This window comes from Enterococcus gallinarum NBRC 100675 (genome assembly GCF_001544275.1).
GTDB lineage: Bacteria > Bacillota > Bacilli > Lactobacillales > Enterococcaceae > Enterococcus_D > Enterococcus_D gallinarum.
Window position 1 is genome coordinate 99,702 of the sequence record NZ_BCQE01000001.1, and the last position, 23,042, is coordinate 122,743.

General features: G+C 34.6%; 26 protein-coding genes and 1 other annotated feature. Of the genes, 8 read left to right on the top strand and 18 right to left on the bottom strand.

Annotated features, from left to right (window positions below; genetic code table 11):
* Positions 1 to 2: 2 nt before the first annotated feature.
* The 7 genes from EG2_RS00435 to EG2_RS00470 all read right to left on the bottom strand — a co-directional run bounded on the left by EG2_RS00435 (position 3) and on the right by EG2_RS00470 (position 5,356).
* The gene (locus EG2_RS00435) at positions 3 to 245 is read right to left on the bottom strand and encodes a hypothetical protein (RefSeq protein WP_060813048.1); all 243 of its coding nucleotides are present in this window, start codon (positions 243 to 245) and stop codon (positions 3 to 5) included.
* Between the two features lie 459 nt (positions 246 to 704).
* Positions 705 to 995, bottom strand: a complete 291-nt coding sequence (locus tag EG2_RS00440; protein WP_060813049.1) for a hypothetical protein — start codon at positions 993 to 995, stop codon at positions 705 to 707.
* A complete protein-coding gene (locus EG2_RS00445) occupies positions 988 to 1,266 on the bottom strand; it encodes a DUF2089 family protein (protein WP_060813050.1) in 279 nt (92 codons plus the stop codon). Before EG2_RS00445 ends, EG2_RS00440 begins: the two co-directional genes overlap by 8 nt.
* 535 nt (positions 1,267 to 1,801) lie before the next feature.
* Positions 1,802 to 4,099 (bottom strand): MucBP domain-containing protein, encoded by a 2,298-nt coding sequence (locus EG2_RS19885; protein WP_060813052.1) that lies wholly within the window; start codon positions 4,097 to 4,099, stop codon positions 1,802 to 1,804.
* Positions 4,100 to 4,117: 18 nt separating this feature from the next.
* The gene (locus EG2_RS00460) at positions 4,118 to 4,354 is read right to left on the bottom strand and encodes a hypothetical protein (RefSeq protein ID WP_060813053.1); all 237 of its coding nucleotides are present in this window, start codon (positions 4,352 to 4,354) and stop codon (positions 4,118 to 4,120) included.
* 3 nt (positions 4,355 to 4,357) lie between these two features.
* A complete protein-coding gene (locus EG2_RS00465; protein WP_060813054.1) occupies positions 4,358 to 4,579 on the bottom strand; it encodes a hypothetical protein in 222 nt (73 codons plus the stop codon).
* A gap of 201 nt (positions 4,580 to 4,780) precedes the next feature.
* Positions 4,781 to 5,356 (bottom strand): recombinase family protein, encoded by a 576-nt coding sequence (locus EG2_RS00470; RefSeq protein WP_060813055.1) that lies wholly within the window; start codon positions 5,354 to 5,356, stop codon positions 4,781 to 4,783.
* 377 nt (positions 5,357 to 5,733) lie between these two features.
* Between EG2_RS00470 and EG2_RS00475 the strand changes: the two genes are divergently transcribed.
* Both EG2_RS00475 and EG2_RS00480 read left to right on the top strand, forming a co-directional pair.
* Positions 5,734 to 6,543: a leucine-rich repeat domain-containing protein gene (locus EG2_RS00475; protein ID WP_060813056.1), complete on the top strand. Its 810-nt coding sequence runs from the start codon at positions 5,734 to 5,736 to the stop codon at positions 6,541 to 6,543.
* 539 nt (positions 6,544 to 7,082) lie between these two features.
* Positions 7,083 to 8,003: a hypothetical protein gene (locus tag EG2_RS00480; protein WP_071870103.1), complete on the top strand. Its 921-nt coding sequence runs from the start codon at positions 7,083 to 7,085 to the stop codon at positions 8,001 to 8,003.
* 22 nt (positions 8,004 to 8,025) lie between these two features.
* Here the strand turns inward: EG2_RS00480 and cptIN are convergent, their stop codons facing one another.
* The 5 genes from cptIN to EG2_RS00505 all read right to left on the bottom strand — a co-directional run bounded on the left by cptIN (position 8,026) and on the right by EG2_RS00505 (position 11,627).
* Positions 8,026 to 8,523 carry a type III toxin-antitoxin system CptIN family toxin gene (cptIN, locus tag EG2_RS00485; RefSeq protein ID WP_060813058.1) on the bottom strand — a complete coding sequence of 166 codons (498 nt, stop codon included), beginning with the start codon at positions 8,521 to 8,523 and terminating at the stop codon, positions 8,026 to 8,028.
* 255 nt (positions 8,524 to 8,778) lie between these two features.
* On the bottom strand, positions 8,779 to 9,351 hold the full coding sequence (locus tag EG2_RS00490) for a tyrosine-type recombinase/integrase (RefSeq protein WP_060813059.1): 573 nt from the start codon (positions 9,349 to 9,351) through the stop codon (positions 8,779 to 8,781).
* 236 nt (positions 9,352 to 9,587) lie between these two features.
* Positions 9,588 to 10,508, bottom strand: a complete 921-nt coding sequence (locus EG2_RS00495) for a hypothetical protein (RefSeq protein WP_060813060.1) — start codon at positions 10,506 to 10,508, stop codon at positions 9,588 to 9,590.
* A 17-nt stretch (positions 10,509 to 10,525) separates the two neighbouring features.
* Positions 10,526 to 11,152, bottom strand: a complete 627-nt coding sequence (locus tag EG2_RS00500; RefSeq protein WP_060813061.1) for a hypothetical protein — start codon at positions 11,150 to 11,152, stop codon at positions 10,526 to 10,528.
* Positions 11,142 to 11,627, bottom strand: coding sequence for a hypothetical protein (locus EG2_RS00505; RefSeq protein ID WP_060813062.1), 486 nt, complete (start codon positions 11,625 to 11,627; stop codon positions 11,142 to 11,144). Before EG2_RS00505 ends, EG2_RS00500 begins: the two co-directional genes overlap by 11 nt.
* A gap of 189 nt (positions 11,628 to 11,816) precedes the next feature.
* Here EG2_RS00505 and EG2_RS00510 point away from each other — a divergent pair, with 189 nt between their 5' ends.
* Positions 11,817 to 12,983: a tyrosine-type recombinase/integrase gene (locus EG2_RS00510; RefSeq protein WP_060813063.1), complete on the top strand. Its 1,167-nt coding sequence runs from the start codon at positions 11,817 to 11,819 to the stop codon at positions 12,981 to 12,983.
* 61 nt (positions 12,984 to 13,044) lie between these two features.
* On the opposite strand, the gene rplT is transcribed toward EG2_RS00510, so the two are convergent.
* The 4 genes from rplT to nox all read right to left on the bottom strand — a co-directional run bounded on the left by rplT (position 13,045) and on the right by nox (position 15,947).
* Positions 13,045 to 13,407, bottom strand: a complete 363-nt coding sequence (gene rplT / locus EG2_RS00515) for a 50S ribosomal protein L20 (protein ID WP_060813064.1) — start codon at positions 13,405 to 13,407, stop codon at positions 13,045 to 13,047.
* Between the two features lie 61 nt (positions 13,408 to 13,468).
* Entirely contained in the window at positions 13,469 to 13,669 is a 201-nt protein-coding gene (gene rpmI / locus EG2_RS00520) for a 50S ribosomal protein L35 (protein ID WP_003128650.1), read from the bottom strand.
* A gap of 60 nt (positions 13,670 to 13,729) precedes the next feature.
* A complete protein-coding gene (gene infC / locus EG2_RS00525) occupies positions 13,730 to 14,251 on the bottom strand; it encodes a translation initiation factor IF-3 (protein WP_003128645.1) in 522 nt (173 codons plus the stop codon).
* 48 nt (positions 14,252 to 14,299) lie between these two features.
* Positions 14,300 to 14,421, bottom strand: a sequence feature (ribosomal protein L20 leader region).
* A 191-nt stretch (positions 14,422 to 14,612) separates the two neighbouring features.
* The gene (gene nox / locus EG2_RS00530; protein ID WP_060813065.1) at positions 14,613 to 15,947 is read right to left on the bottom strand and encodes a H2O-forming NADH oxidase; all 1,335 of its coding nucleotides are present in this window, start codon (positions 15,945 to 15,947) and stop codon (positions 14,613 to 14,615) included.
* Positions 15,948 to 16,284: 337 nt separating this feature from the next.
* Between nox and EG2_RS00535 the strand changes: the two genes are divergently transcribed.
* Entirely contained in the window at positions 16,285 to 16,920 is a 636-nt protein-coding gene (locus EG2_RS00535; RefSeq protein WP_060813066.1) for a pentapeptide repeat-containing protein, read from the top strand.
* A gap of 4 nt (positions 16,921 to 16,924) precedes the next feature.
* On the opposite strand, the gene EG2_RS00540 is transcribed toward EG2_RS00535, so the two are convergent.
* Complete coding sequence (locus EG2_RS00540; protein ID WP_003128641.1) at positions 16,925 to 17,827, bottom strand: magnesium transporter CorA family protein; 903 nt, start codon at positions 17,825 to 17,827, stop codon at positions 16,925 to 16,927.
* Between the two features lie 95 nt (positions 17,828 to 17,922).
* Positions 17,923 to 18,567, bottom strand: a complete 645-nt coding sequence (locus EG2_RS00545; RefSeq protein ID WP_172461435.1) for a deoxynucleoside kinase — start codon at positions 18,565 to 18,567, stop codon at positions 17,923 to 17,925.
* A gap of 414 nt (positions 18,568 to 18,981) precedes the next feature.
* Here EG2_RS00545 and mvk point away from each other — a divergent pair, with 414 nt between their 5' ends.
* Genes mvk through fni form a run of 4 tightly spaced genes read left to right on the top strand, consistent with a single transcriptional unit; the run spans position 18,982 to position 23,042 of the window.
* Positions 18,982 to 19,914 (top strand): mevalonate kinase, encoded by a 933-nt coding sequence (mvk, locus tag EG2_RS00550; protein WP_060813068.1) that lies wholly within the window; start codon positions 18,982 to 18,984, stop codon positions 19,912 to 19,914.
* Positions 19,907 to 20,926, top strand: coding sequence for a diphosphomevalonate decarboxylase (gene mvaD / locus EG2_RS00555; RefSeq protein WP_060813069.1), 1,020 nt, complete (start codon positions 19,907 to 19,909; stop codon positions 20,924 to 20,926). The genes mvk and mvaD overlap by 8 nt, the downstream gene beginning before the upstream one ends.
* Entirely contained in the window at positions 20,923 to 22,002 is a 1,080-nt protein-coding gene (locus EG2_RS00560; RefSeq protein ID WP_060813070.1) for a phosphomevalonate kinase, read from the top strand. Before mvaD ends, EG2_RS00560 begins: the two co-directional genes overlap by 4 nt.
* Positions 22,002 to 23,042 carry a type 2 isopentenyl-diphosphate Delta-isomerase gene (fni, locus tag EG2_RS00565; RefSeq protein ID WP_060813071.1) on the top strand — a complete coding sequence of 347 codons (1,041 nt, stop codon included), beginning with the start codon at positions 22,002 to 22,004 and terminating at the stop codon, positions 23,040 to 23,042. Before EG2_RS00560 ends, fni begins: the two co-directional genes overlap by 1 nt.

Consider the following 23,042-nt stretch of genomic DNA (forward strand, 5'->3'; position numbering starts at 1 on the left):
ACTTATAACTCCTCCTCGAATAATTTACCATATTTGAACTGTAATAGTTCCTCTAATCCACTTAATTTTTCTTCACTTATCGTTCGTTGTCCTTTTCTGAAATTATGTAAATTTTGATAGTGAATCCCAACAGCCTTAGCTACACTAGTCATCTTCACTCCATAATATCCTTCTAAAGTATCTAACCACTCTTTTACTTTTTCTTGTCTTTGAATAGTTTCTTCTGTGAATTTTTTATTGCTCATGCTAATTTTCTCCTTTATAGTTATTAATTTTCTAATCACGATAGGACCTTACCATCATAGAAAACTGAAGTAAAGCAAATGTATCGGATTTGGACAATAAAAAATGTTTAGTGTATTTTTATCAGACTGTGTTCTATATTTTCAGCTATTTCTATCTATACCTCTCTCAGACAAATGAAATAATAAAAAACGCTGATATATCAATGTTTATCACAAGTATAAGAAACAATTCATACAAAAAAACACATCTCAGATTAATTTAAGTGGTTGATTACCCACAAAAATTTTTTAATTGAATCTGAGAAGTGTTTTTTCAAAAATTGTGATTAAAACCGTTGATATTACAGCAATCTATTAATTTTGTCAACATAGATAAAACCCTTGATTTTATCGACTTTTTAAGAGGTCATTTTTTAAGTATGTTTTTATAATTATTTTGAGATAGAATTTTAATTATTATTATTTATTCAAAATATCCTTAGCTTTCATTTTTTCCATTTCTTTTATTGTCTTTTTTTTCTTTGATTCTTTTCCACCTTCATAGATACAAATCAAGGCAACCAATCCTATTATAGGCATCAATACATTTCTCACAGATAGATTTAAATTCCCTGATAGAATGATATATATAACTAAACCACTAAAAATAAGTGGTAAAATTGCTCCCATATATTTATTTCCTATATATCCACTTAGCGTTTGAAACGCAATAACAGCTATAATTATTAGAATTTCCATTAAATTACTCATTTATACTCTCCTTATGCTTTCTTATAATTTCTTTTGCTATATCTAAACTTATTTTTTCATTTATAACTAGTTGCATAATTGATATTTCAAAAGAATCTTCTTGCTTTCCATCAAAAAGTTTTATTTTTTCAATTAATCTGTCCAATCTTATTCTTACTGTTGGATAACTCACTTCGTATTCTTTTGCTAACTGCTTTAAAGAACCTGATGCCAACAAAAATTTTTTAATAAATACTTGTTCCTCAGGTTCTAACTTGAAAAACCATTCCACATACTTACCTCCACCCATAATGATAAATAATATTTAATATAGTTTAACATTATTAAAAATAAAACACAATAAAATCCACAAATATGTTAACAAAATACAAAAACGAAAGAATTACTATCCCCTGTAATCTATACTTATTTCCCACACTTATTCAAGACATATACCTGAAAATATATCTCAGATAAACTTTAAGTGGTTAATTCTCCATCAAAAATTTTTATTGGAGTCTGAGAGGTGTTTTTTGAAAAACAGTGCTTTAAAACGTTGATATAACAGTAATCTTGTATTTCCGTCAACAAGTAGAAAAATATTAATTTTACTGGATTTTTAAAGAGGCATTTTTTAAGTGGTTTTTGACAAAAATTTTGAAAAAAAATTTCCTGAAATGAAAAATAGAGAAAAATTCTCTACCCAAGGTAGCTATTTACATGCATCATACGAAAAAACATTTTTGAATATCGGATACCTCTTAAAAATCTCTATAAAAAAACCGAAATACGATTCGTTTAAGAATCATATTTCAGCCTGTTCTTGTTTATTTACTTTTCTTAAATCTTTTTTTAAACATTATTAATACGCCTAACACCAGTACCAATCCACTACTTGTTAATATAGCACTATTCATGACTTTAGAACCAGTATCTGGTAGTTTCTTATCTTCTTTAGAATCTTTTGTTGTTTCTTTTTCTTTAGAATCTTCTTTAGTCGTTTCTTTATTTGTATCTGTTGTTGTAGTATCAGTAGTTCCTTCAGTATCTGTTACAACATTACCATTTCCATTTCCATCACCATTATCAGTAGGTTTTTCAGGGTCTGTTGGTGTTGTTGGTTCAGTAGGATTTACGGGTTGTTCTGGTTCTGGAACAACAGGATTTGTAGGCTCTGTTGGGTCAACAGGGTCAGTAGGGTCAACTGGTGGGTTTACATCTTCAGGACGTGTAATTTCTAACGTTTCTGATTTTTCCCCTTCAGCATTTTCTGTGTAATACTGAACAGTATCTCCTTTTGCTACTTCTTTTGTTAGATTTAATGTTGTTGGTTCTAATGTTGGGTCAAAATCTGCAAACATTGCACGATTGAAGAATGATTTTTGGTTTTCTGCTTTACCAATTACTTCTCCTTTATATACTACATACATTGTTAATCCTTTTGGAATTACTGCTGTCATTTGTTTACCATTTAAGAACTCTACATTTTCAGCATTAGCTACAACTTCTTTTACTTGTTTATAAGTAAATGTCATTGTGTTTTCGCCTTTTTTAATAACCATTTCTTTTTCTTCTGTATCTGAACCTACTAATTCGTATCCTTTAATTGCTAAAGCTACTTCTGTATGTGATTTACCAACTTCTAAGTCTTTTACCACTTTAGGTGTTGCTAATTCTTTACCAGATTCATCAACATATTTAACTGTTAAATTACCTTTTTCTACTACTGGTGGATTTACTTCTTTCACTTTATAAGTAAATGCAATTTCAGAACCACCACTTTGAACATCTACTGTTTTTTCAGCTTCACTTGTCAATTCATAGCCATCAATTGTAATTGCTTTTTCAGTATGTTTAGTTCCAACTTCTAAATCTTTCACTACTTTATCATCAGCAATTGATTTACCATTTTCATCAACATATTTTACTGTTACATTTGCTTTTTCTACTACAGGAGCATCTTTTGTATAACGGAAGCTAATAACATTACTATTTGCATCTTCTACAACATTAATTGTTTTTGATGCATCATCTGATAGTGTATAACCATCGATTGCAATAGCATTTCCTACATAATCAGTTCCTACTTTTACATCACTAATAGTTGTTTGTGGTGCAATAGATTGTCCTGTTTCACTATCTACATATTGAATAGTTACAGTAGAGAATTTATCTTCTGGAACAACTGCTTTTTTCACATAATAGAATACATGTGTCATAGAATCTCCAGTTACATAAACATCTTCACTTGCAGGTGATACTAAATCATAACCTTCAACTGCTTGAGAAGTTAGAGTATGTGTCATATCAGAATCCAATTCTTGAACATTAGACCATAGTGTTTCTCCACTATCTCTATCCATACCCATTACAGTTACTGCAGTTTTAGCAGTTACAGGCATGAATGTAGCCCAAGTTTTATCTGATTCGACTTGTGTATCAGGGTTAATAGATACAACATAAATTTGTTCACCTTTAGTTAATGGACGAACTAGGTCTAATTGAGCTTGACCTTCTGTTTGCATATACATTGAACCATCATCAATTTTATTCCCACTTGCATCATAGACGGAAGTTGAAGTATTTGCTCCTACCCAAGCAGTAACAAAATCACCTGCATCATTAAATGTAATATTACTTGGTGCTTGTGGTTTATCAGGTGTTGGTGTTTCACCTTTAGCAAAAGTAACTGCTACTGTAAAAGTTCCTGTTAATTCAGAACCAGTATCAGCTAAATTAATTGTAGCATACTGAGTAGTTCCTTCAACGACAGGAATAGTTGCCATTGGAGATGCCATGTAGCTATTATCATATTGAGCATCTCCTGCTGCGACTGTTAAAACACCCTCTTGTTGAGAATAAATACCAATTTTAGCATTACCAATAGTTACAGTTTTAGCACTTCCTAAATCACCATGAGTCCATTTATCTGCATCATCATTCCATGTAAAGCTTGCTGTTTGTTCAGCTGCTTTGACACTGCTGTTAGGTTCATAGCTGTTTGTTCCATTAGTAGCCGCCAAAACTGTGGGAGCAATCAACATAGTAGACAATGTGGCAATTACAGCAGTTTTCCGAAGTTGCTTCCCTCTTATTTTTCTTTTTGTTTTTTCTAAGCGATTCATTTTTTTCCTCCTAAATTTTTATAAAATAAACTCTTGCTCCATTCGTTCTACATGTTTTTGAACCAACAGAGGCAATAATTCATCACTAAATAATAGTCTTTCTTGCTCTTCAATAGATAAATTTATAAATTCTTTATATAGAGCAGTAGCCATCCCATTGATTACTATTTTAGGAATCGTTACATTTGCTTTGATAAATGCTTTCCTGACCTTATTTTTGACATATTTCTTTTGTGCCAATTCCATTGAATACATTTTCTAATTCCTACCAAATTTTGTTGCAACAATAATAAATCCTACTAACAAAATAAAAAACAAGAATAAATGATTCATAAAGAATTTAAAAAGTAAAACTAATACAGTAATAATAATTGCCATTACAACTAAAAAACTTCCTATTTTTGTTAGACAACCTTCTTTCTCTGGCTCTGGTTCTACTACATCTTGGATAATTATTTTTACACCATCTTTTAAAGACATAAAACTCAATCCTTTCTCTTCTTTTGTGAGATGAACGAAACGTTCGTTTGAAACAAATAAAAAAAGCTGATAAATCTAAAGAGTAGAACTCAGATTTATCAACTATTGTATGTATTTATATTTTTTTATATCTAATAGGTAACAAACGAACGTTTGTTACCGGCAATAATTATATCAAATTATATATAATAGTGAAACCCATCATCTAGATAAACGATACTTCCTTTTCACATTATATACTGTTTTAATACAAACATCACATTTTTCTGCAATCTCCCTTTGAGTTAAAGTCGTTTCAGTATAAAGTTTTTTTATTTTATTGACAGTTTTGACATCCAATCCTTTGTTTCCTAGTTTCACTCCATTTTCCTTTAAAACTGCTAATGCTTCTTTTGTTCGTTCAGATATATAATCGGCTTCCAGCTCTGCAATCGCTGATAATATAGTAAAAATAACCTTTCCCATCGGTGTCGATGTATCAATATTTTCTTTAATACTAATTAAATTGATACCTTTTTCTTGCAGTTCACTCATGATGTTTACTAACTGCTTAGTAGAACGACCTAGCCTATCAATTTTATAAACCACTAGGGTATCACCTTTTTCAAGAGATTCTAACGCTTTATTCAATTCTTTTCGATTTTCTTTCCGACCACTGATTTGTTCTATAAAATAAGAATCAATATTATAGCGAATAAGTGCTTCTTTTTGAACTTCTACCCCTAGATTTTGATTATTTTTGCTTGTCCTAATGTATCCAATTGTTTTATTTGGCATATTCATAAACCTCCTTACTTCTTTAGTTTAACCGTTTATTTTCTACACAAAAATACCCTAGTATCCCAGACAGAAGAGATACTAGAGCAAATTAGGGATTTTCTATCATATAGAGGGAATACAATTATCCAATATTGTATCTATTTATATGACAATGGTGTATTTCATCAAGGTATACATTTATTATTGCATCAAAAATAACAAATGTCCAGCGAATTAATCCTCCTTTACTTTTCTATTATTTCCCTTTAAACACTTTATTATTCTAACAAAAACGCTTTTTTACAGAAATTATCCTGTTCTATAAAATTGATTTGTCATAGGTACTTGCTATAATGTGTACTAAATTAAATAACACTATCAAAGGAGGTCATTTCATGACAAATGGAACAAGTCAAGGTTTATTCGTAGTTGTTGCAATAATTATATTTGGTATTTTTATAGCTATTAGTTATTTATTATTTAGAAATACTTTAAAACCCAGCTTATCGACAATATTTACAGACAGTTTAGAGCAATCTAATTGTTCTTTATCAGGTGAATGTTCAATAAATATATCCTCAACAAGAGAAGATGAACATTATTTATACGCCAAAATAAGAGAAGCGAATCTCGAAAGAAATGAAACAGAAATTTGGATACAAGCTGAAAAATTAGAAAATAATGGTTTGCGGATTGTAAAATCAAGTATTACAGATAGTAATTATAATAGCGGAACACCTGACATGGTTGGTAGTCTTTCTTTTCCTGATACTATTAATGGTAAACCAATTACTCATATAGGAAACAAGAACGGTGATTATCCATTCAGATTAGCTAAGCTTGATGGTCATTTAAGATTACCAAATAAACTACAATATGTAGGATACGATAGTTTTCTTAATTGTATATTTGAAGGAGAGCTGAAATTACCATCTACCCTAACATATATTGATAATCGAGCGTTTAGAGATTCTAGATTTATAAAAAGCATAGAATTTCCCACTGACTTAGAATATGTTGGCACTGATAGTTTTATGTATAGTAAATTCTCGGGCAATTTAATAATCAATCATTCATTAAAAGAAATCGGAAACAGAGCATTTTATTCATCCGAATTTGAAAAAGTCATAAATAATAGTAAAGATTTAATGATACAATCACAGTCAATAAGATTAGAAGATAATACTTACTACACAATGCAATAAATAAACCTAGTATGTTAAAACATACTAGGTTTATTTATTAGTTTGTCAACAATTTTAAAGACATGATTCAAATTTCCATCATCTATTTTAAGATGATATAATGAAGGGGTGAAGTAGGGTTAGGATACTTATGAATTTGGGATACTCTTGTGGGATACTTTTAGGAATTGAACACTCTTTTTTATTAAATTACCACCCCTTCATAAACCCTACATCTATAAAATTTATAGGCTACATAATCCCTTCACAAACCCTACATAAAGCATTTTTTAATAAAAGCAGATGAGAACTTTTTGAGAACTTTCGTGAGAACTTTTTTAAAACTATAGAAAATTTGAAAGGATTTTGAAAAAATTGAATGGAAACCTCCGTGAATTTTTTCTAACTGGCTGCTCCTTACAATCATCCTAATTTTCTACTAACTTACAATCAGCAAATTGAATGGATAGTTTTAAGGGATAGTTTAGAGAATGAACAATTAAGTTTACTAAATATAATATATTATCAATTATACAAAATTACTATTGGAGGGAGTGAACATGACAACACAATTTGTAAACAAACGAGCAATTGACACAGAAGAATTATTTCAGATAATAAATAACTCAGATGGCATCTATGAATCCACCCTACTAAAGATTCTTCAGTGCAATCGAATCAGTTTAGAAAGTCGGTTAAAAACACTTGAAAAAAATAAAATGATTACGAAACAAAAATTGGGAAAATATTTCTTTTATACGAACCATTTTGATTCTAAGAATTTAAGCCTATTAGATAGACAAACTAATGTTGTTCAAAAACTTGTAGCTTATAGTATTTTTACAGAAAATATTCATATTGTAACGAATTGTGACCATCAAAAAGAATTGTATTTATCTTGTTATTCTTCAGGTAAAGATACTTTTCAAACTAATGAACATCTAAAACTACAAGCGAATAAATTAGTGAATCAATTACCACAACAATCTGAAGAATATAATTTTTTTGTCGAATGTATCAAAAATGTATTAACTAAATTTCCTATTCGAGTTTCATGTCTTCGTAATAAATTAGATATAAACTATCACACACATTCATTAGATATGATTGATATTTTAGTTGTTCCTAACATTGAATATTTACCACTAATTGAGCTAAAATTAGATAGTTTTTCATATAGAAATTCGGAAAAGAATAGTCAGTATATACGTGACGATATACTGATTTATGTTGAAAACCTAGGTAAACTTATTTTCTATGAAATGGAGCAAAACAGACAATATGGTGTTCATGTGATTTCTTCTCTAATGGATTTCTATTATTATGTCGCTAAATTTTCTAAGTCAAAGACTTCACTATACTTTACTTCAAATAAACAAGAATTTAATTATGCACATAGGCTCTATACTAGAAGTCAACAAAATAAAGAAAAATTTAATACAGTTCAGCTAAAAAAGAGCAAACAAAAAGCACAATCTTGACTGACTGTGCTTTTATATTATTTTAAGAATTTCTCCTGTTATTATTTTGTAATAATTGTCGTTCTATTTCTAAAACATCAGGAAAAATTAAACGTATACCTCTTCTATGTAGAGCTAAAACTCTTCTTGCTTTAGTTAATAATTCTCTCTCCAGTACGCCATCTATTCGGACAGCAACATTTGCACGACTATCTAAGTATTCATTTTTTATATAATTTCTTGATGCAGGACACATATTTTGAATTAAAAATGCTTTTTCATGACCTAATACATTCCCGAATACTATTGTGTCACATCGATTAAACTTGTTTATCTTACTTTGATATATTGCTCTAAATTTTGAGACTTGAGAAGAAAATGGTATTAACCAATATAAACTAGTACTCCTATCTTGAAATGTATAAAAACAAGGTCTATCGTGAAATGCACCATTAATTCTTTCTTTGTTTTTCATTAAATATTGGTCTGGAAAATCTATAAAATACTGGTCTTTTAAGTAATAAAAATGCCCTACATTCATTCTTTTCCTCCTACAAAAAAACTCTATTCAAAAGAATAGAGTAAAAAACATTTGAACTCGACCTTTTATTAGTCGTATATCGAGGAACGACAAACATTTGAACTCGACCTTTTATTAGTCGTATATCGAGGAACGACAAATATTTGAAAAGATAAACTTCTTACTTTCATTTATATGTTATCATAGATAATTTTCTATTACAAGTAATTCGATAAAAAATTGTTGATAATATCCACTGGTGACTAACTTAGATATTCAATCTAGCGGATTAAACTTGTCTAAACTTGCTCGAATTTCTTCTTCCTCTAATCCAATATACCGAATCGTGATTGATTGACTAGAATGATTCAAAATTTTCATCAGTGTAGGAATATCTTTAAATTGACGATAGTATTTATAACCAAACGTTTTACGCATCGTGTGTGTTCCAATATAATCCAATTCAAGAACATTTGCGACTCTTTGCAAGACTTTATAGTATTGATGGGTTCCTAACGGTTTAGAATGGTCAGAAGGTCTATAAAATAACCAATTAGATTGTCCATCATGATAAGCATTTAAATAATCAATAATCAAACTTGTTAGATTCGATAGATTTAATTCTCTTTGTTTATTTGTCTTTTTCTCAACAATAACTGTAGTAGTCTTATTTTGAACATCAGAAACTTTCAAATTTAAAATATCAGAAATTCGTAAGCCAGTGAAAATACCTATGGTAAATATCAAATGGTCTCTTTTTCCATGTTTTCCTTTTTTCAATTCCGTTAAAAAATCTACCATCACTTGTTTGTCTTTTATAGGTTTTACATTTATAATATTTCGTGTCATCGTGTCATTTTGCCTCCTCCTATTGCTGTTCTATAGGGATACTTTTATATTGAATAATAATTAAAGTATCCTTATCATCTTTATGGTCTGTTTCGATGTTGATAAATCAACATCTTCAAGGGATACTAATTACAAAAGTATCCCTTGCAAGGACCTTTATAGCATCATCTTATAAGGGTTGCAAATTTATAGAACAAAAAATATCACCAATAAATATTAGTGATATTTTCCAGTTATTATTTATTTCTCAAACTCTCATTTATTTTTTTTGACAGAGTTTTCCCTATACCTGTAAAGAATTTATTTTCTTTTCTAGGTGTCCACTTCTTACTATCTAATTCATTAGAAAACATTATTACTAAAGAGGGAATTACATCCACAAAACACTTCAAAACTACAATAGCTTCTATTGTTTCTGCCATTTCAAAATATTCTGTTCCTCTGTATTCATTAACATCTATATCTACATAGCTTTTCTCACCTAAAGTTAAAGAAAAAAATTCTTGAAACCTTGATAACTCTACTTTAACGCTTGATATTTCCTTATTTTCAAATAAAAATAAGAGAGTTGTTAACATATTTAAAATTTTTTGCCCAGAACCGGAAATTTCTGCTAGTTTGTCTTTAGTTCTCCCCTTAAAACCAGTTAACTTCAGTAATTTAGTTTCACTATCTTCTTCCAAAAACTCATTTGGATTGTCTATTAAATAATGCGTCATCCAAATAAATAAATCTGTTTTTATACCTAATACTCGTTGCTCTGTTATAACTAAGTCTTTTTTATAGCCAACTAATTTTCTTAAATTTTTCAGAGTATTATTGTTATATCTCTTATTACATATGTAATAGTTTTTACCCTCAAAGCTAAAAATAATTACGTTCATAGCATAAGTAGAAACCCGCTTTTCTCTATTCGGATTTACAGCCTCGTGATTTTTAACATATTCATAATTAAATTTTAGATAATTAAAGTATACCTTTTTACCATTTATTATCGTAATTTGGTTTTCTTCATATACAAAATCAACTTCATAATTCAGAGGAGTATTATCAAAAGCATCTATCTCTCTTACGTGATTTTGTTCACTTACTTTTATATTATTAATTAAATCATCCAAAGAAACATTTGAATTATCAATCCATTTAGAATAAATCATAACTTAAAATTCTCCTCCTACTTTTGCAACAATTGAAGTCTTTTACTATCTATATTCGTCATACCAAGATATTTCCAACCACTATCTTTTTCGCAAACAAGATAATCATTATTTCCTTTATTATGCTCTTCTAATAATAAAATAAATTTAATTTCTCTTGTAATCGATATTCCTTCTTTGGGGCTTTTCTGTAAAATTTTATTTATATCAATTTCATATTCTTCAGAAGTAGAAATTTCTTTTACAAAAGAAGAACTCTTATTGTTCTGCACTTGTAATAAGTAACAATCAGGAACTTTTAATGAAATCAATGGGCATTTCCTCTTTTTACCCTCTATTTTAATGTTAGCTTTTATTTCCAATTGTTTATCTATATCTTTATCATAAAGAATTAGTTTGTCAGATTCTTGTTCTATGGCTTCTATAGAAATTCTAATCATTAACTTATTTTTTTTATAAAAATAGTCTATAGCGGAGAATAAACTATTTCCAATAAAACTAAATATAGCAATATCAAATCCTGTAAGGATTTTTGTGTCTGGGATATTAACAAAAAAATGAGCAATCGGTATAAAATAAGAACAAACTCCTGATATAATAACAATTATTAACTGCTTTATTTGTTTAAATATTTCATTCTTCATAAAAGTACCTCAGAAGACATTTAGAAATAAAGCTATCAAAAACTTTCTCAATTTTTCGTCCTAAACAAATACCATTTGATTTAATAGTAATTTCAGAACTAGTATTTTTATTTAAAAATCTAAGTTCCATAATATCTATAGATTCTTTGTCTGAAATCCATTCTAATTCTGAAACGATTTTATATATATTATTTGGTTGCGTCCTCAATTGCAGTAACCAATGATTAAGCTCTTCTTGAATACCATCCTCTGCATCTTCAGACATTTTTATCTTGGTTAAAATAATATCTGAATTTTTAGAAGTAGCTTTTACTAAAAAAAGCATCAGTTCTGTATTAAATAAAACTTGTCTAAATCCTCTTTTTCTTTGCGACTTGATAAAATCAGAATAATTAATCTTAGAAGAATCATACGGAATCAGCAAAAATTCACATGAATTACGGTCTACTTTTTTAAAAATTTTAGCAAATTCCATAAAAACATCTCCTAAATTTTGATGGTATATTCATTATTTATTATACAATAAATCTTCATTAGTAAACAGGAAAATCCTATTTCTCTGGGAAAAAGTAGAAAAATCCACTTATACTTTTTATAGAATTTTACTACTCGATATCATATAATAATCTCAACTTTATCCTATGCCATAAAAAGGAGAATTTTTATGGCACAAATTAAACCATACAAAAAACAGGATGGCACTATCAATTATATGTTTGATTTTTATGTAGGCATCAATCCTAAAACTGGGAAGAAACAGAAAACAACTAGAAGGGGGTTTAAAACAGAGGAAGAAGCTAGTTTAGCATTAGCGGAATTAAGTCTTTTGGTTGCAACTGAACAGTATGTACCTAAGAAACACCGTACCTTTAATGAAATTTTCACACTATGGTATAAGCAGTATTGCAACTTAGTAAAGGAAAGCACTGCAGTTACAGCTAAATGTGAATTCAAGTATGCTATATTGCCAAAATTTCAAGAAATGAAAATCCAAGACATTACTCCAATTTATTGTCAGCAAATAGTAAATGAATGGTATAAAGATAAACCAAAAAGAGCTAGTAGGTTTATTTACTATTTTAATAGAGTAATGGAACATGCTATGTTCTTAGAATTAATCTATCAAAACCCAATGGCTAATGTAAAAAAACCAGTAACCAATCTTAATTTAAATCAGTATGAAGAGTTTTCAAATTTTTTTACTAAAGAAGAATTAATCGAGTTTCTGAGATTTACAAAAGAAAATTTTGATTCTGAAAGATATGCCTTTTTTAGAACATTGGCATTTACTGGATTACGCAAAGGAGAAGCATTTGCTTTAACTTGGGAGGATATTAATTTTGACGAGAAGTATTTAGAAGTAACTAAAACTGTTGCTAAAGGAGACAGAAACAAAACCCTAATTCACCCACCGAAAACAAAGGCTGGTTTTAGAAGAATAAGTTTGGACGATACCACATTAGTAGCTTTAAAAACATGGCAGGAAAAACAAGCAATAAAATTTGATTTACCTAAGCTAAATCCTAAACAGATTATTTTTTCTAATTACAAAAATACTTATCTCGAATCAGGTATAACTAAAGAGTGGTTTTTAACGATTCAGAGATTGTATAGGAAAAAGACTGGTAAAGAAATCAAAACAATTACAATGCACGGTTTTAGGCACACACATGCAAGTCTATTGTACAAAGCAAATATCCCAATTAAAGAAGCTCAAGAAAGACTTGGACATTCTAATGTGAAAACGACACTGAACATTTACACTCACTTATCCAAAGACCAAAGAGATAAAACAGCTAATCGTTTTGCTGAATTCATGAATGAAATATAACAAAATGCAAAATAAAAAACCCACTGATTATAGTGGGTTCGGGGTATTCAAAAGTTGCCTATTACTTGTTTTCTAGGGCTTGGCGTGCTTGGTCAGCCAATGCAGTAAATGCTGTTGCATCGTTTACAGCCAAGTCAGCTAACATTTTGCGGTTGATGTCGATTTCAGCAACTTTCAAACCGTGCATCAATTTTGAGTAGCTTAAGCCATTCATACGAGCCGCTGCGTTGATACGAGCGATCCACAATTTACGGAAGTCGCGTTTCTTTTGACGACGATCGCGGTATGCGTAGTTGTATGAATTCATTACTTGTTCTTTTGCTGTTTTAAATAAAGTGTGTTTAGAACCGTAGTAACCTTTTGCTAATTTTAGCACTTTTTTACGACGTTTACGAGTTACTGTTCCACCTTTAACACGTGCCATGTATAATTCCTCCTAATATGAAAATCGATAGTTGTTTGAATTTGTAAAGCCTGGGACGCAATTATTTCATGCGTGCTAATTGTTGACGGATACGTTTGTAATCGCCAGCTGAAACCATAGAAGCTTTACGCAATTGACGACGTTGTTTTTTTGTTTTACCGTGGAAACGGTGGCTAGTAAATGCACGGAAGCGTTTCAATCCGCCGCCGCCAGTACGTTTTACGCGTTTTGCTAATCCGCGGTGTGTTTTTTGTTTTGGCATAACTAATTTCCTCCTCAAAATCTTTCGTTATCTGACTTTAAACTGAAACTCAGTGAGTCATTATTTATCGTTTTTTGGCGATAATACTAAGAACATGCTGCGTCCATCCATTTTTGGTTTTTGTTCAACGGATGCTAAATCAGCTGTTTCTTCAGCCAAACGATCCAACACTTTCTGACCAATCTCTTTATGGGTAATGGCACGGCCTTTGAAACGGATCGAAGCTTTTACTTTGTCCCCTTTTTCAAGGAATTTACGTGCATTACGCAACTTTGTGTTGAAATCATTGACGTCGATCGTTGGACTTAAACGAACCTCTTTAATGTTGATTACTTTTTGTTTTTTACGAGCTTCACGGTCTTTCTTCTGTTGCTCAAAACGATATTTTCCGTAATCCATAATTCTTGCTACCGGTGGTTTCGCATTTGGTGCCACCAATACCACATCAAGGTTTGCTCGTTCTGCAATTTGCAATGCTTCAGCTTTACTCTTTACACCAAGTTGTTCGCCGTTTTGATCAATCAAACGCAATTCACGTGCACGAATGCCGTCGTTTACCATCATATCCTTTGCTATGGTCATTCACCTCCGAGTTTTTTGAGAGAAAGAAAAGCTTGTCGATTCGAAATCAGACAATAAAAAAAACGAGTTCTTCACGAACCCGCACGTACTCCATACACAAAATGTAGGAATCCTATTCTGCCCAGCGATACAGTCACTCAGGCGAGAAGCGGGTGCTTCTGCTTTAATTTCTCAACTTTTATAGTATACTGCTTTTTTTAGTTATTGTCAATGATTTTCATGATTATTTCAAAAAAGAGCGCATAACAAAAGTGCCCAGCCACCTGAAGTTTCGGCTTGGTTCCAAAGAAGCTACTTCTAATCGTTTATTTGAAAAAAGAAGCTGCGACAAGATTTTTGTCACAGCTCCCTCAGCTATTTATTATTCAGCTTTCAATGCAGCCATTGTGATGTAGTTGTATGGTTGATTGAAGTGTGGTAAGAAGAAGATATCAAGTAATTTCATCTTGTCGATGGTTACACCTTCTTCAATTGCTAATGAGAACATGTGGATTCCCATAGCGATTTCTGAAGTACGTGATGCCATTTGGGCACCAATCACCCGACGTGATTCTTCTTCGTAAACGATCCGGATTTTCACGGTGTCGTTTTCTTTCATGAATCCAGGTTTTTGAGTATCTTCATAATCTGAATACTTCACTTTCACACCGTTACGTTCTGCTGCTTCTACGGAAAGACCTGTAGAAACCATGTTGTATCCAAAGATTGAGATTCCGTTTGATCCTTGGACCCCAGTTGATTCCAATGATGTACCGCCAATGTTATGGCCAGCTACGATCCCTGAGCGAACGGCATTTGTTGCCAAAGCGATGTAGGTCGTTTGTTGCAATGCATTCGAATAAACCGTTGCACAGTCTCCAACCGCAAAAACATCTGGGTCACTTGTTTGTTGGTGACGGTCTACCAAGTAGGCACCATTCGTAAATAGTTCCAAGTGCTCTTTGCCTAATGTATTGTTTGGCAAGAAGCCGATCGCATTGATTACAAGATCCACTGGATATTCTCCATTATCCGTTACCACTGCTTCTACTTTGTCGGTTCCTTTGTATTCCCGAGCTAATTCACCAAAGTGCAATTCGATCCCGTTCTCTGCTAAGTTTTGATCCATGTCATCCGTGAACCATTTGTCATAGTAGTTTGGTAATGCACGGTTAGCGGCATCAAATAAAAGAACATTTTTACCACGACGTTTTGCAGCTTCTGCAATTTCCACTCCGATATAGCCGGCCCCGATGACAGCAACATTTTTTACTTCTTCAGCTGCTAATTCTTTATCCACGGATTGGCCATCTTGGAATCTCTTCAAGAAATGAATATTGGCTAAATCACGACCAGGTACTTTTGGCGAAATTGGCACTGAACCTGTTGCCAAAACAAGTTTGTCATATGTTTCTACCACTTCTTCACCATCTTTTGTTACTGCATGAACCGTTTTTTTCTCAAAATCAATATGGTCAACAGTTGTTTCCATATAGATTTTTGCTCCCTTTGCCTCAAAATCTTCCCGTTTTGTATAGAATAAGCCTTCGTATGAATCGATTTGACGACCAACCCATAATGCAGTCCCACAACCAAGGTAACTGAGGTTTGTATTCCGATCGATCATTACAACTTCTTGATCTTGGTAATTGTCTAATAAGGTATTTGCTGCGGCAATCCCTGCGTGGTTCGCACCAATAATCACTGTTTTTGTCATGGAAAAATTTCCCCCTTTTGTTTATGGTTTCATTATAGCTACATTGTGAATTTAAAAACTATCAAGATTTTCGCAAACCGTTAAAAAAATGACAGTTTTTACTGGTTATTGCCGAATTATCCTTGAATTATGCTTCTGAAATGAAGCTTTTTCTTAAAACAATTCACAACCTTGTGAATATAAACGTATTTATTTTTCATAAAACCTTGATATTTCAGCAGCTAAAGTTAGTCTATTGAATTAAATTCACAATCTATCCAACAAACATCTTTGCACTGCTAAAGGCATCGCCCAAAACATGGTATACTATTAAAAAAACAAAATTTTGAGGTGCAAAATGAAAAAAAAGCAGCCGGATCCTCTTTTACCGATTATTGAACACTCAGAAACAAAAGATTTTTATCTTGAAGATGAAGAAATTTTTGAACAAGCTTTTTTTACAGAAACTGATGCCAGTTATGACGCTTGTACGGGACTCATTTTAAAACAGTGCCATTTGAAAAAGGTCACCATGCAAAAGACAAGACTGGAGCATTGGGAATGCCAAAATGTTTTCTTTGAAAACTGCGACTTTTCCAACATGGAATGTTTGGGCGCTAGCTTTCATCAAGTACACTTCAAAAACTGCAAACTAACCGGTACGAATTTTGCAGAAAGTTATTTTCGTGACTGTACATTTGAATCTTGCGTCGGCAATTTTGCTTCCTTCAGCAACACCAATCTCAAAACGATCCGCTTTGCAGAGTGCCAGCTGAATGACACAGAATTTTACGAAGTCCAATGGAAAAATCTCCAGTTGCAACACAATCAGCTAACAAACAGTAATTGGTTCCGAACCAAACTCTATCAGCTAGATCTGCGGACCAATCCTTTCCAGAAAATCGCTCTTTCGCAAGAATTGTTGCGGGGATTGATCGTTGGCCAAGAACAAGCATTAGTGATTGCAGCAGGGTTAGGTCTAGTGATTGACTGAAGCATCACTTGATTCTGCGCCAGAGTGCAATCAACATCCATCCTGACAAGACTAAACTGATCAGCAAAGCGATTCCCCAGCCAAACACGGTATTCGTGAAGGGCAACGGAACGTTCATGCCAAAGAAGCTAGTAACGATCGATGGTACCGTCAGCAACAACGACCAAACAGTCAGAAATTTCATCGTGTCGTTCAAGTTGTTGTTCAACAAATTATTGTACGTACCTGACAATTGTTCCAGAATTTGAAACGCTAACTGAGTCATTTCAACGGCTTGTTTCGCTTCGATCAGCGCATCATCCAACTGCTCTTTTTCATTGTCGTCCATTAAGCGAAAGAATGACAAAGCTTTGATCTGTTCTAATAAAACGGCGTTTTGTTTCGTTGCTGAAACCAGATAAACGAGTCCGATCTCCAAGTCAGACATCTCCAACAAATTTTTATTGGTGGTCTTTTCCCGCAGCCGTTGATTGAGATGCACGCGATCGCTATTGACTTCTTCGACTAAAGGAAAAAAAGTTCCTGAGATCAAAAAAAGACTATTAAAAAGAAAATGAATCGGTGTTTGCAAAGGATTTTGCACGAGTATCCGTTCCATCATCGGAATCACATATTGTGTATTTCTCGAAGAAAAAGTAAACAGCCGATCTTTTTTTAAGATAAACGTCATCGGACTTGTTTCAAAATGATTGTCTTTCTTTTCTTGTTGAGGTACGTTGAACACCAACAACAATGCTTGGTCATCAGTATCGAACTCCACACGGGCACGTTCATTCTTATCTAATGAGTAGGTTAACATCTCATCAGTCAACTGGTGCTGTCGTTGTAAACGCGCAATACTGCTACTGTCTTGTTGGTCCACTTGAATCCATTCATAACGGCCATTGTAAAATCGTTTTTTTTCCACTGGTTTCCCTCCACACGTTACATGTTCGCTTTCTTCTATTATAAAAGAAAACAGCTGGAATCCCCACTTTTATGGGCTGGACTCCAGCTGTTGCTTTATTTGCGCACTTTTGCCAGTGCTTCATCGATCATCGCTAATACCTTTTGGGCTGCTTCTGGATCTTCAACAAAGTTGAATTGATCGCCGTCGATTTGGATTTTTGGACTTTCTTGGTATTCTTCATACCATTGATCATACCGTAGATTCAATTCTTGATAATAGTCATACAAAGTAGGATCAAAGGATAACTGTTCATATTCCCGTCCCCGTTTATTGATCCGTTCTAACATGGTTTCAAAAGAAACCCGAATATGGACCAATAAATCTGGATGTTTTTTATGAGCTGCATAAGGCAATTCTTCCAACATGTTGGCCAATAAATCATCATAAACCCGAACTTCTGTATCCGTTGCTCGTCCTAAATCAGCATTCAAATGGAAAAGCAGTGAATCTTCATAAATGGATCGATCCAATACATTATTATCATCATTCAATGCTTTTTTGATACTATCAAAACGTTTATTCAAAAAATAAATCTGCAATAAAAAAGCATATTTATTTGGATCGGCATAAAACAACGGCAGCACTTCATTATCATCGATTGACTCATAAAACGCTTGACTGCCTAAATGATCAGCTAACAATGCAGTTAAACTTGATTTTCCTGCGCCGATAGTTCCTGCTAATACGATCACGCTCATATCCCCCAACTCACTCATCACTAAATATTGTATGTTTCATTTGCGTAATCAACTATACACTACTAGATATTGTATCGTCAACCCAGCGCTTTTGAAGCATAAAAACAAAAAATTTTCAATAAAAGTTTAAATATTTTCAGTTTTTTACGATTTCTTTTTCGGAATGCTTAACGAAACAGCCTTCTTCTAGTAAAATAAGAAAGAATCTTTTATTCGTTTTTCTGCGAACTTTTCTGTTCTAACAGAAAAACAAGGATCTATGATGAAATCACTAGTAATTATTAAGTAGATTGCAGCTTAGTTCAAATGAATGACTCACAGGATCAAAGGGGAACCTTTATTTTTTTGCCTGCTGCTTCCTCTGAGACATTTTTTCGGCTTCTGCTGCAGTTCTAAGAGAAATGAGGATAATGAATGTCACTCGGTACTGGCATAGCTACAGGGAAAATCATACTAATGGGTGAACATTCGGTCGTCTATGGCGAACCCGCCATCGCTTTTCCATTTGCTGGCGCAAAGGTTCACGTGACGATCACTGCCAGCCTAACGAATGATTTAACCTCCAATTATTACCACGGCCCATTAGAAGAAGCCCCTTCGCATTTAAAAAATGTCAAAGAACTTCTTCATCGCTTGCAGCAAGACCATCAAACCAGTCCCTTTTCTGTTTCGATCGTTAGTACAATCCCTTCAGAACGAGGAATGGGTTCAAGTGCGGCAGTTGCAGTTGCGTTGACTCGGGCCTTTTTTGATTGGCAACACAAAGATTTAAAAAAAGAACGGCTATTGGATTATGTCGATTTTTCTGAGAAAATCGCCCATGGAAATCCTAGCGGTATTGATGCTGCAGCAACAAGCGGCAACGAGGCGATCTACTTTACCAAAGGGCAGCCGATTACTTCTTTTCCATTGACGATCGATGGCTTTTTGTTAGTCGCCGATACAGGGATCAAAGGTCAGACCCGCACAGCTGTCAAAAGCGTCGCGCATCTGTTTGAAACGCAAAAACACCAAACGAGTCAGGCTATCAGCCGCTTAGGTTCTTTGGCAAAGACCGCTAAAGAAGCTATCTTACATAATCAGCTGACGCAGCTTGGCCAGGCAATGACCCACGCACATGAGACCCTCCGGCAACTAGGTGTCAGCAATCAAAACCTGGACGATCTCGTGTCACTGGCATTAGCCAACGGCGCTTTTGGCGCAAAGCTGACGGGCGGTGGCCGCGGTGGCTGTATGATCGCTTTGACTCAAACAAAAACACAGGCTGAAGTAATCAGCCGTATTTTATTGTCCAATGGCGCCCATGCCACTTGGATTCAAGGATTAGGAGCTTACGAACATGTATAAAGGAAAGGCGCGAGCCTACACGAATATTGCTTTGATCAAATATTGGGGCAAGGAGAACGAAACACTGATCTTGCCAATGAATAACAGCTTATCTTTGACGTTAGATGCTTTCTATACAGAAACCTCGGTTACCTTTTCAGAGGAATATACTCAAGACCGTTTTTTCCTAGATGGCAAACAGCAGAGTGAGGCTGCAACGAAGAAAATCTCCGCTTTTCTGGATCTTGTACGCGCAAAAGCCAATTGTCCTTTTTTCGCGCAAGTCAACAGCCGCAATTTCGTTCCAACAGCTGCTGGTCTTGCTTCATCTGCTAGTGGACTAGCTGCTTTAGCCGGAGCCTGTAACGCAGCACTTGACTTACAATTATCTCAAACAGAACTATCCCGTCTCGCTCGGCGGGGATCTGGCTCTGCTTGTCGCAGTATTTTTGGCGGCTTTGTCGAATGGCATACTGGTGATGATGACACGTCTTACGCAACACCGATTGCTTCGGAAGGCTGGGAAAAAGAGCTAAGTATGCTTTTCATTTTGATCAACGACAAAGAAAAAGATGTTTCCAGTCGTGACGGGATGCGGCGGACTGTAGAGACTTCCAGCTATTATTCTGGTTGGCTAGAAAGCACACCACAGGATTTGAAAAAGCTAAAGCAAGCCATCCGCGAAAAAGACTTTCAGTTGTTAGGTGAAACGACAGAAGCCAATGCCCTAAAAATGCATGCCACTACTATGGCGGCGACTCCACCGTTCACCTACTGGTCTCCTGAATCCTTGCGAGCAATGGATTGCGTCCGTTCCTTGCGTCAAAAAGGACTGGCCTGCTACTTTACGATGGATGCCGGTCCAAACGTCAAAGTGCTTTGTCAAAGAAAAAACGAAGAAGCTATATTAACCCAACTGAAAAAAGATTTTCATCCTGAACAATTAATCGTTGCTCACGCAGGACAAGGGTTGGTTGATTTACCAATGACAGTGACCGATCCGTCTATGACAAATGAAGGAGTGTCGAAATGATAGAAATCTCAGTCCCCGGCAAATTATTTATTGCAGGTGAGTATGCGGTCGTTGAACCTGGACATCCAGCGATCATCGTTGCGGTGGATCAATTCATCAATGTGACGATCGAAGGTGCCCGCAAAAACGGCAGTATCCAATCTGCCCAGTACAGTGACTTGCCGATCCGCTGGACCCGCCGCAATGGCGAACTAGTACTGGACCACCGAGAAAATCCTTTTCATTACATTCTAGCTGCTATTCGTCTAACAGAAAAATACGCCCAAGAAAAAGGAACCCTGCTCTCTTTTTATGACTTAAAAGTAACGAGTGAGTTAGATAATTCCAATGGTCGAAAATATGGACTTGGTTCTAGTGGTGCAGTGACCGTTGCTACCGTCAAAGCACTTAACCTCTACTATGATCTAAAAATGGATCGCTTGACGCAATTCAAGATCGCCGCATTGGCCCATTTGGCTGTGCAAGGGAATGGCTCGTGTGGCGACATCGCTGCTTCTTGTTATGGCGGCTGGCTTGCTTTTTCGACCTTTGATCATGAGTGGGTTTTACGAAAACAGCAGGAATGGACATTGACTCAGCTATTGACCAGTGATTGGCCCGAGCTTTCGATCCGTCCATTGACTGTACCAAAATCATTGCGCCTGTTGATTGGGTGGACAGGTAGTCCTGCTTCCACTTCTGATTTAGTTGACCAAGTCTACCAATCAAAAGAAGCCAAAGAAAAGGGCTATGCCAAATTTTTGGCAGACAGCAAAGACTGTGTCAATCGTTTGATTGATGGATTTTTAAATGAAGACAGCCGAACAATCAAAAAAATGATTACCGAAAACCGAAAATTACTTGTAGGATTATCTAGTCTGACTGGTGTAACCATTGAAACACCCGCTTTAAAGAAACTATGTGACTTAGCAGAAACCTATCGCGGGGCCGCCAAGTCTTCAGGCGCTGGCGGCGGGGATTGCGGCATTGTGATCGTCGATCAAAAAACCGGAATCTTACCCTTGATGAGTGCTTGGGAAAAAGCCGACATCATTCCATTGCCACTGCATGTCTATCATTATCGGGAGGAGATTTAATGAATCGAAAAGATGAACACGTCTCATTGGCAAAAGCCTTTCACAAGCCACGGTTGAATGATTTTGATGCGGTTCAGATTATCCACCAGTCCTTTCCCGAGATTGACAGCGCACAAGTCACATTGGAAACGGAACTCTTTGGCCGTTCTTTCGCTACCCCATTTTTCATCAACGCCATGACAGGCGGAAGTGAGAAAAGCAAAAAAATCAACCAAGACTTGGCTGAAGTTGCGAAAGCTTGTGACCTGATGATGGCGACTGGTTCTGTCTCAGCTGCATTAAAAGACCCAGCGTTGTCCGACACGTTCCAAGTCGTTCGCCAAGTCAATCCAGAGGGCTTTCTTTTAGCAAATGTCGGTGCTGGTAGTTCCGTTGAAAATGCCTTGCGTGCGATCGACTTATTTGAAGCAGATGCCTTACAGATCCATCTGAATGCCCCTCAAGAATTGGTGATGCCAGAAGGGGACCGTGAATTCAGCAATTGGTTAAGACTGCTTGAGCAAATCGTAAAGGCAGCTCCAGTACCAGTTGTCGTAAAAGAAGTCGGTTTTGGTATGACCCGAGAGACTATTCAGCAATTGGTTTCGGTAGGCGTACAAACGATCGATGTTGCTGGTAGCGGCGGAACGAGTTTTACCCAAATTGAAAATGCCCGCAGAAAAAAACGAGAAATGGCTTACTTGAATCACTTCGGCCAATCGACGGTTATCTCTTTACTAGAAGCCAACGAAGTGCAACACGCCTTTACGACAATCGCTTCAGGAGGTATTCGCGATGCCTTTGATATTTTCAAAGCTTTATGTCTTGGTGCCAAAAGTGTCGGAATCTCTGCTACGATTTTGACCATGCTCTTAGATAAAGGACCTGCAGAAACGATTGCGACCATCCAGTCGTGGAAAGAACAGCTTCAGCTTCTCTACACCATGGTCGGACAAACCCGGACACAGGATTTGACCAATGTACCGCTAATTTTCTCCGGTTCTGTCAAAGACTGGTGTCATGCCCGGCATATTTCGTTGTCGGATTATAGTTTTCGCTAA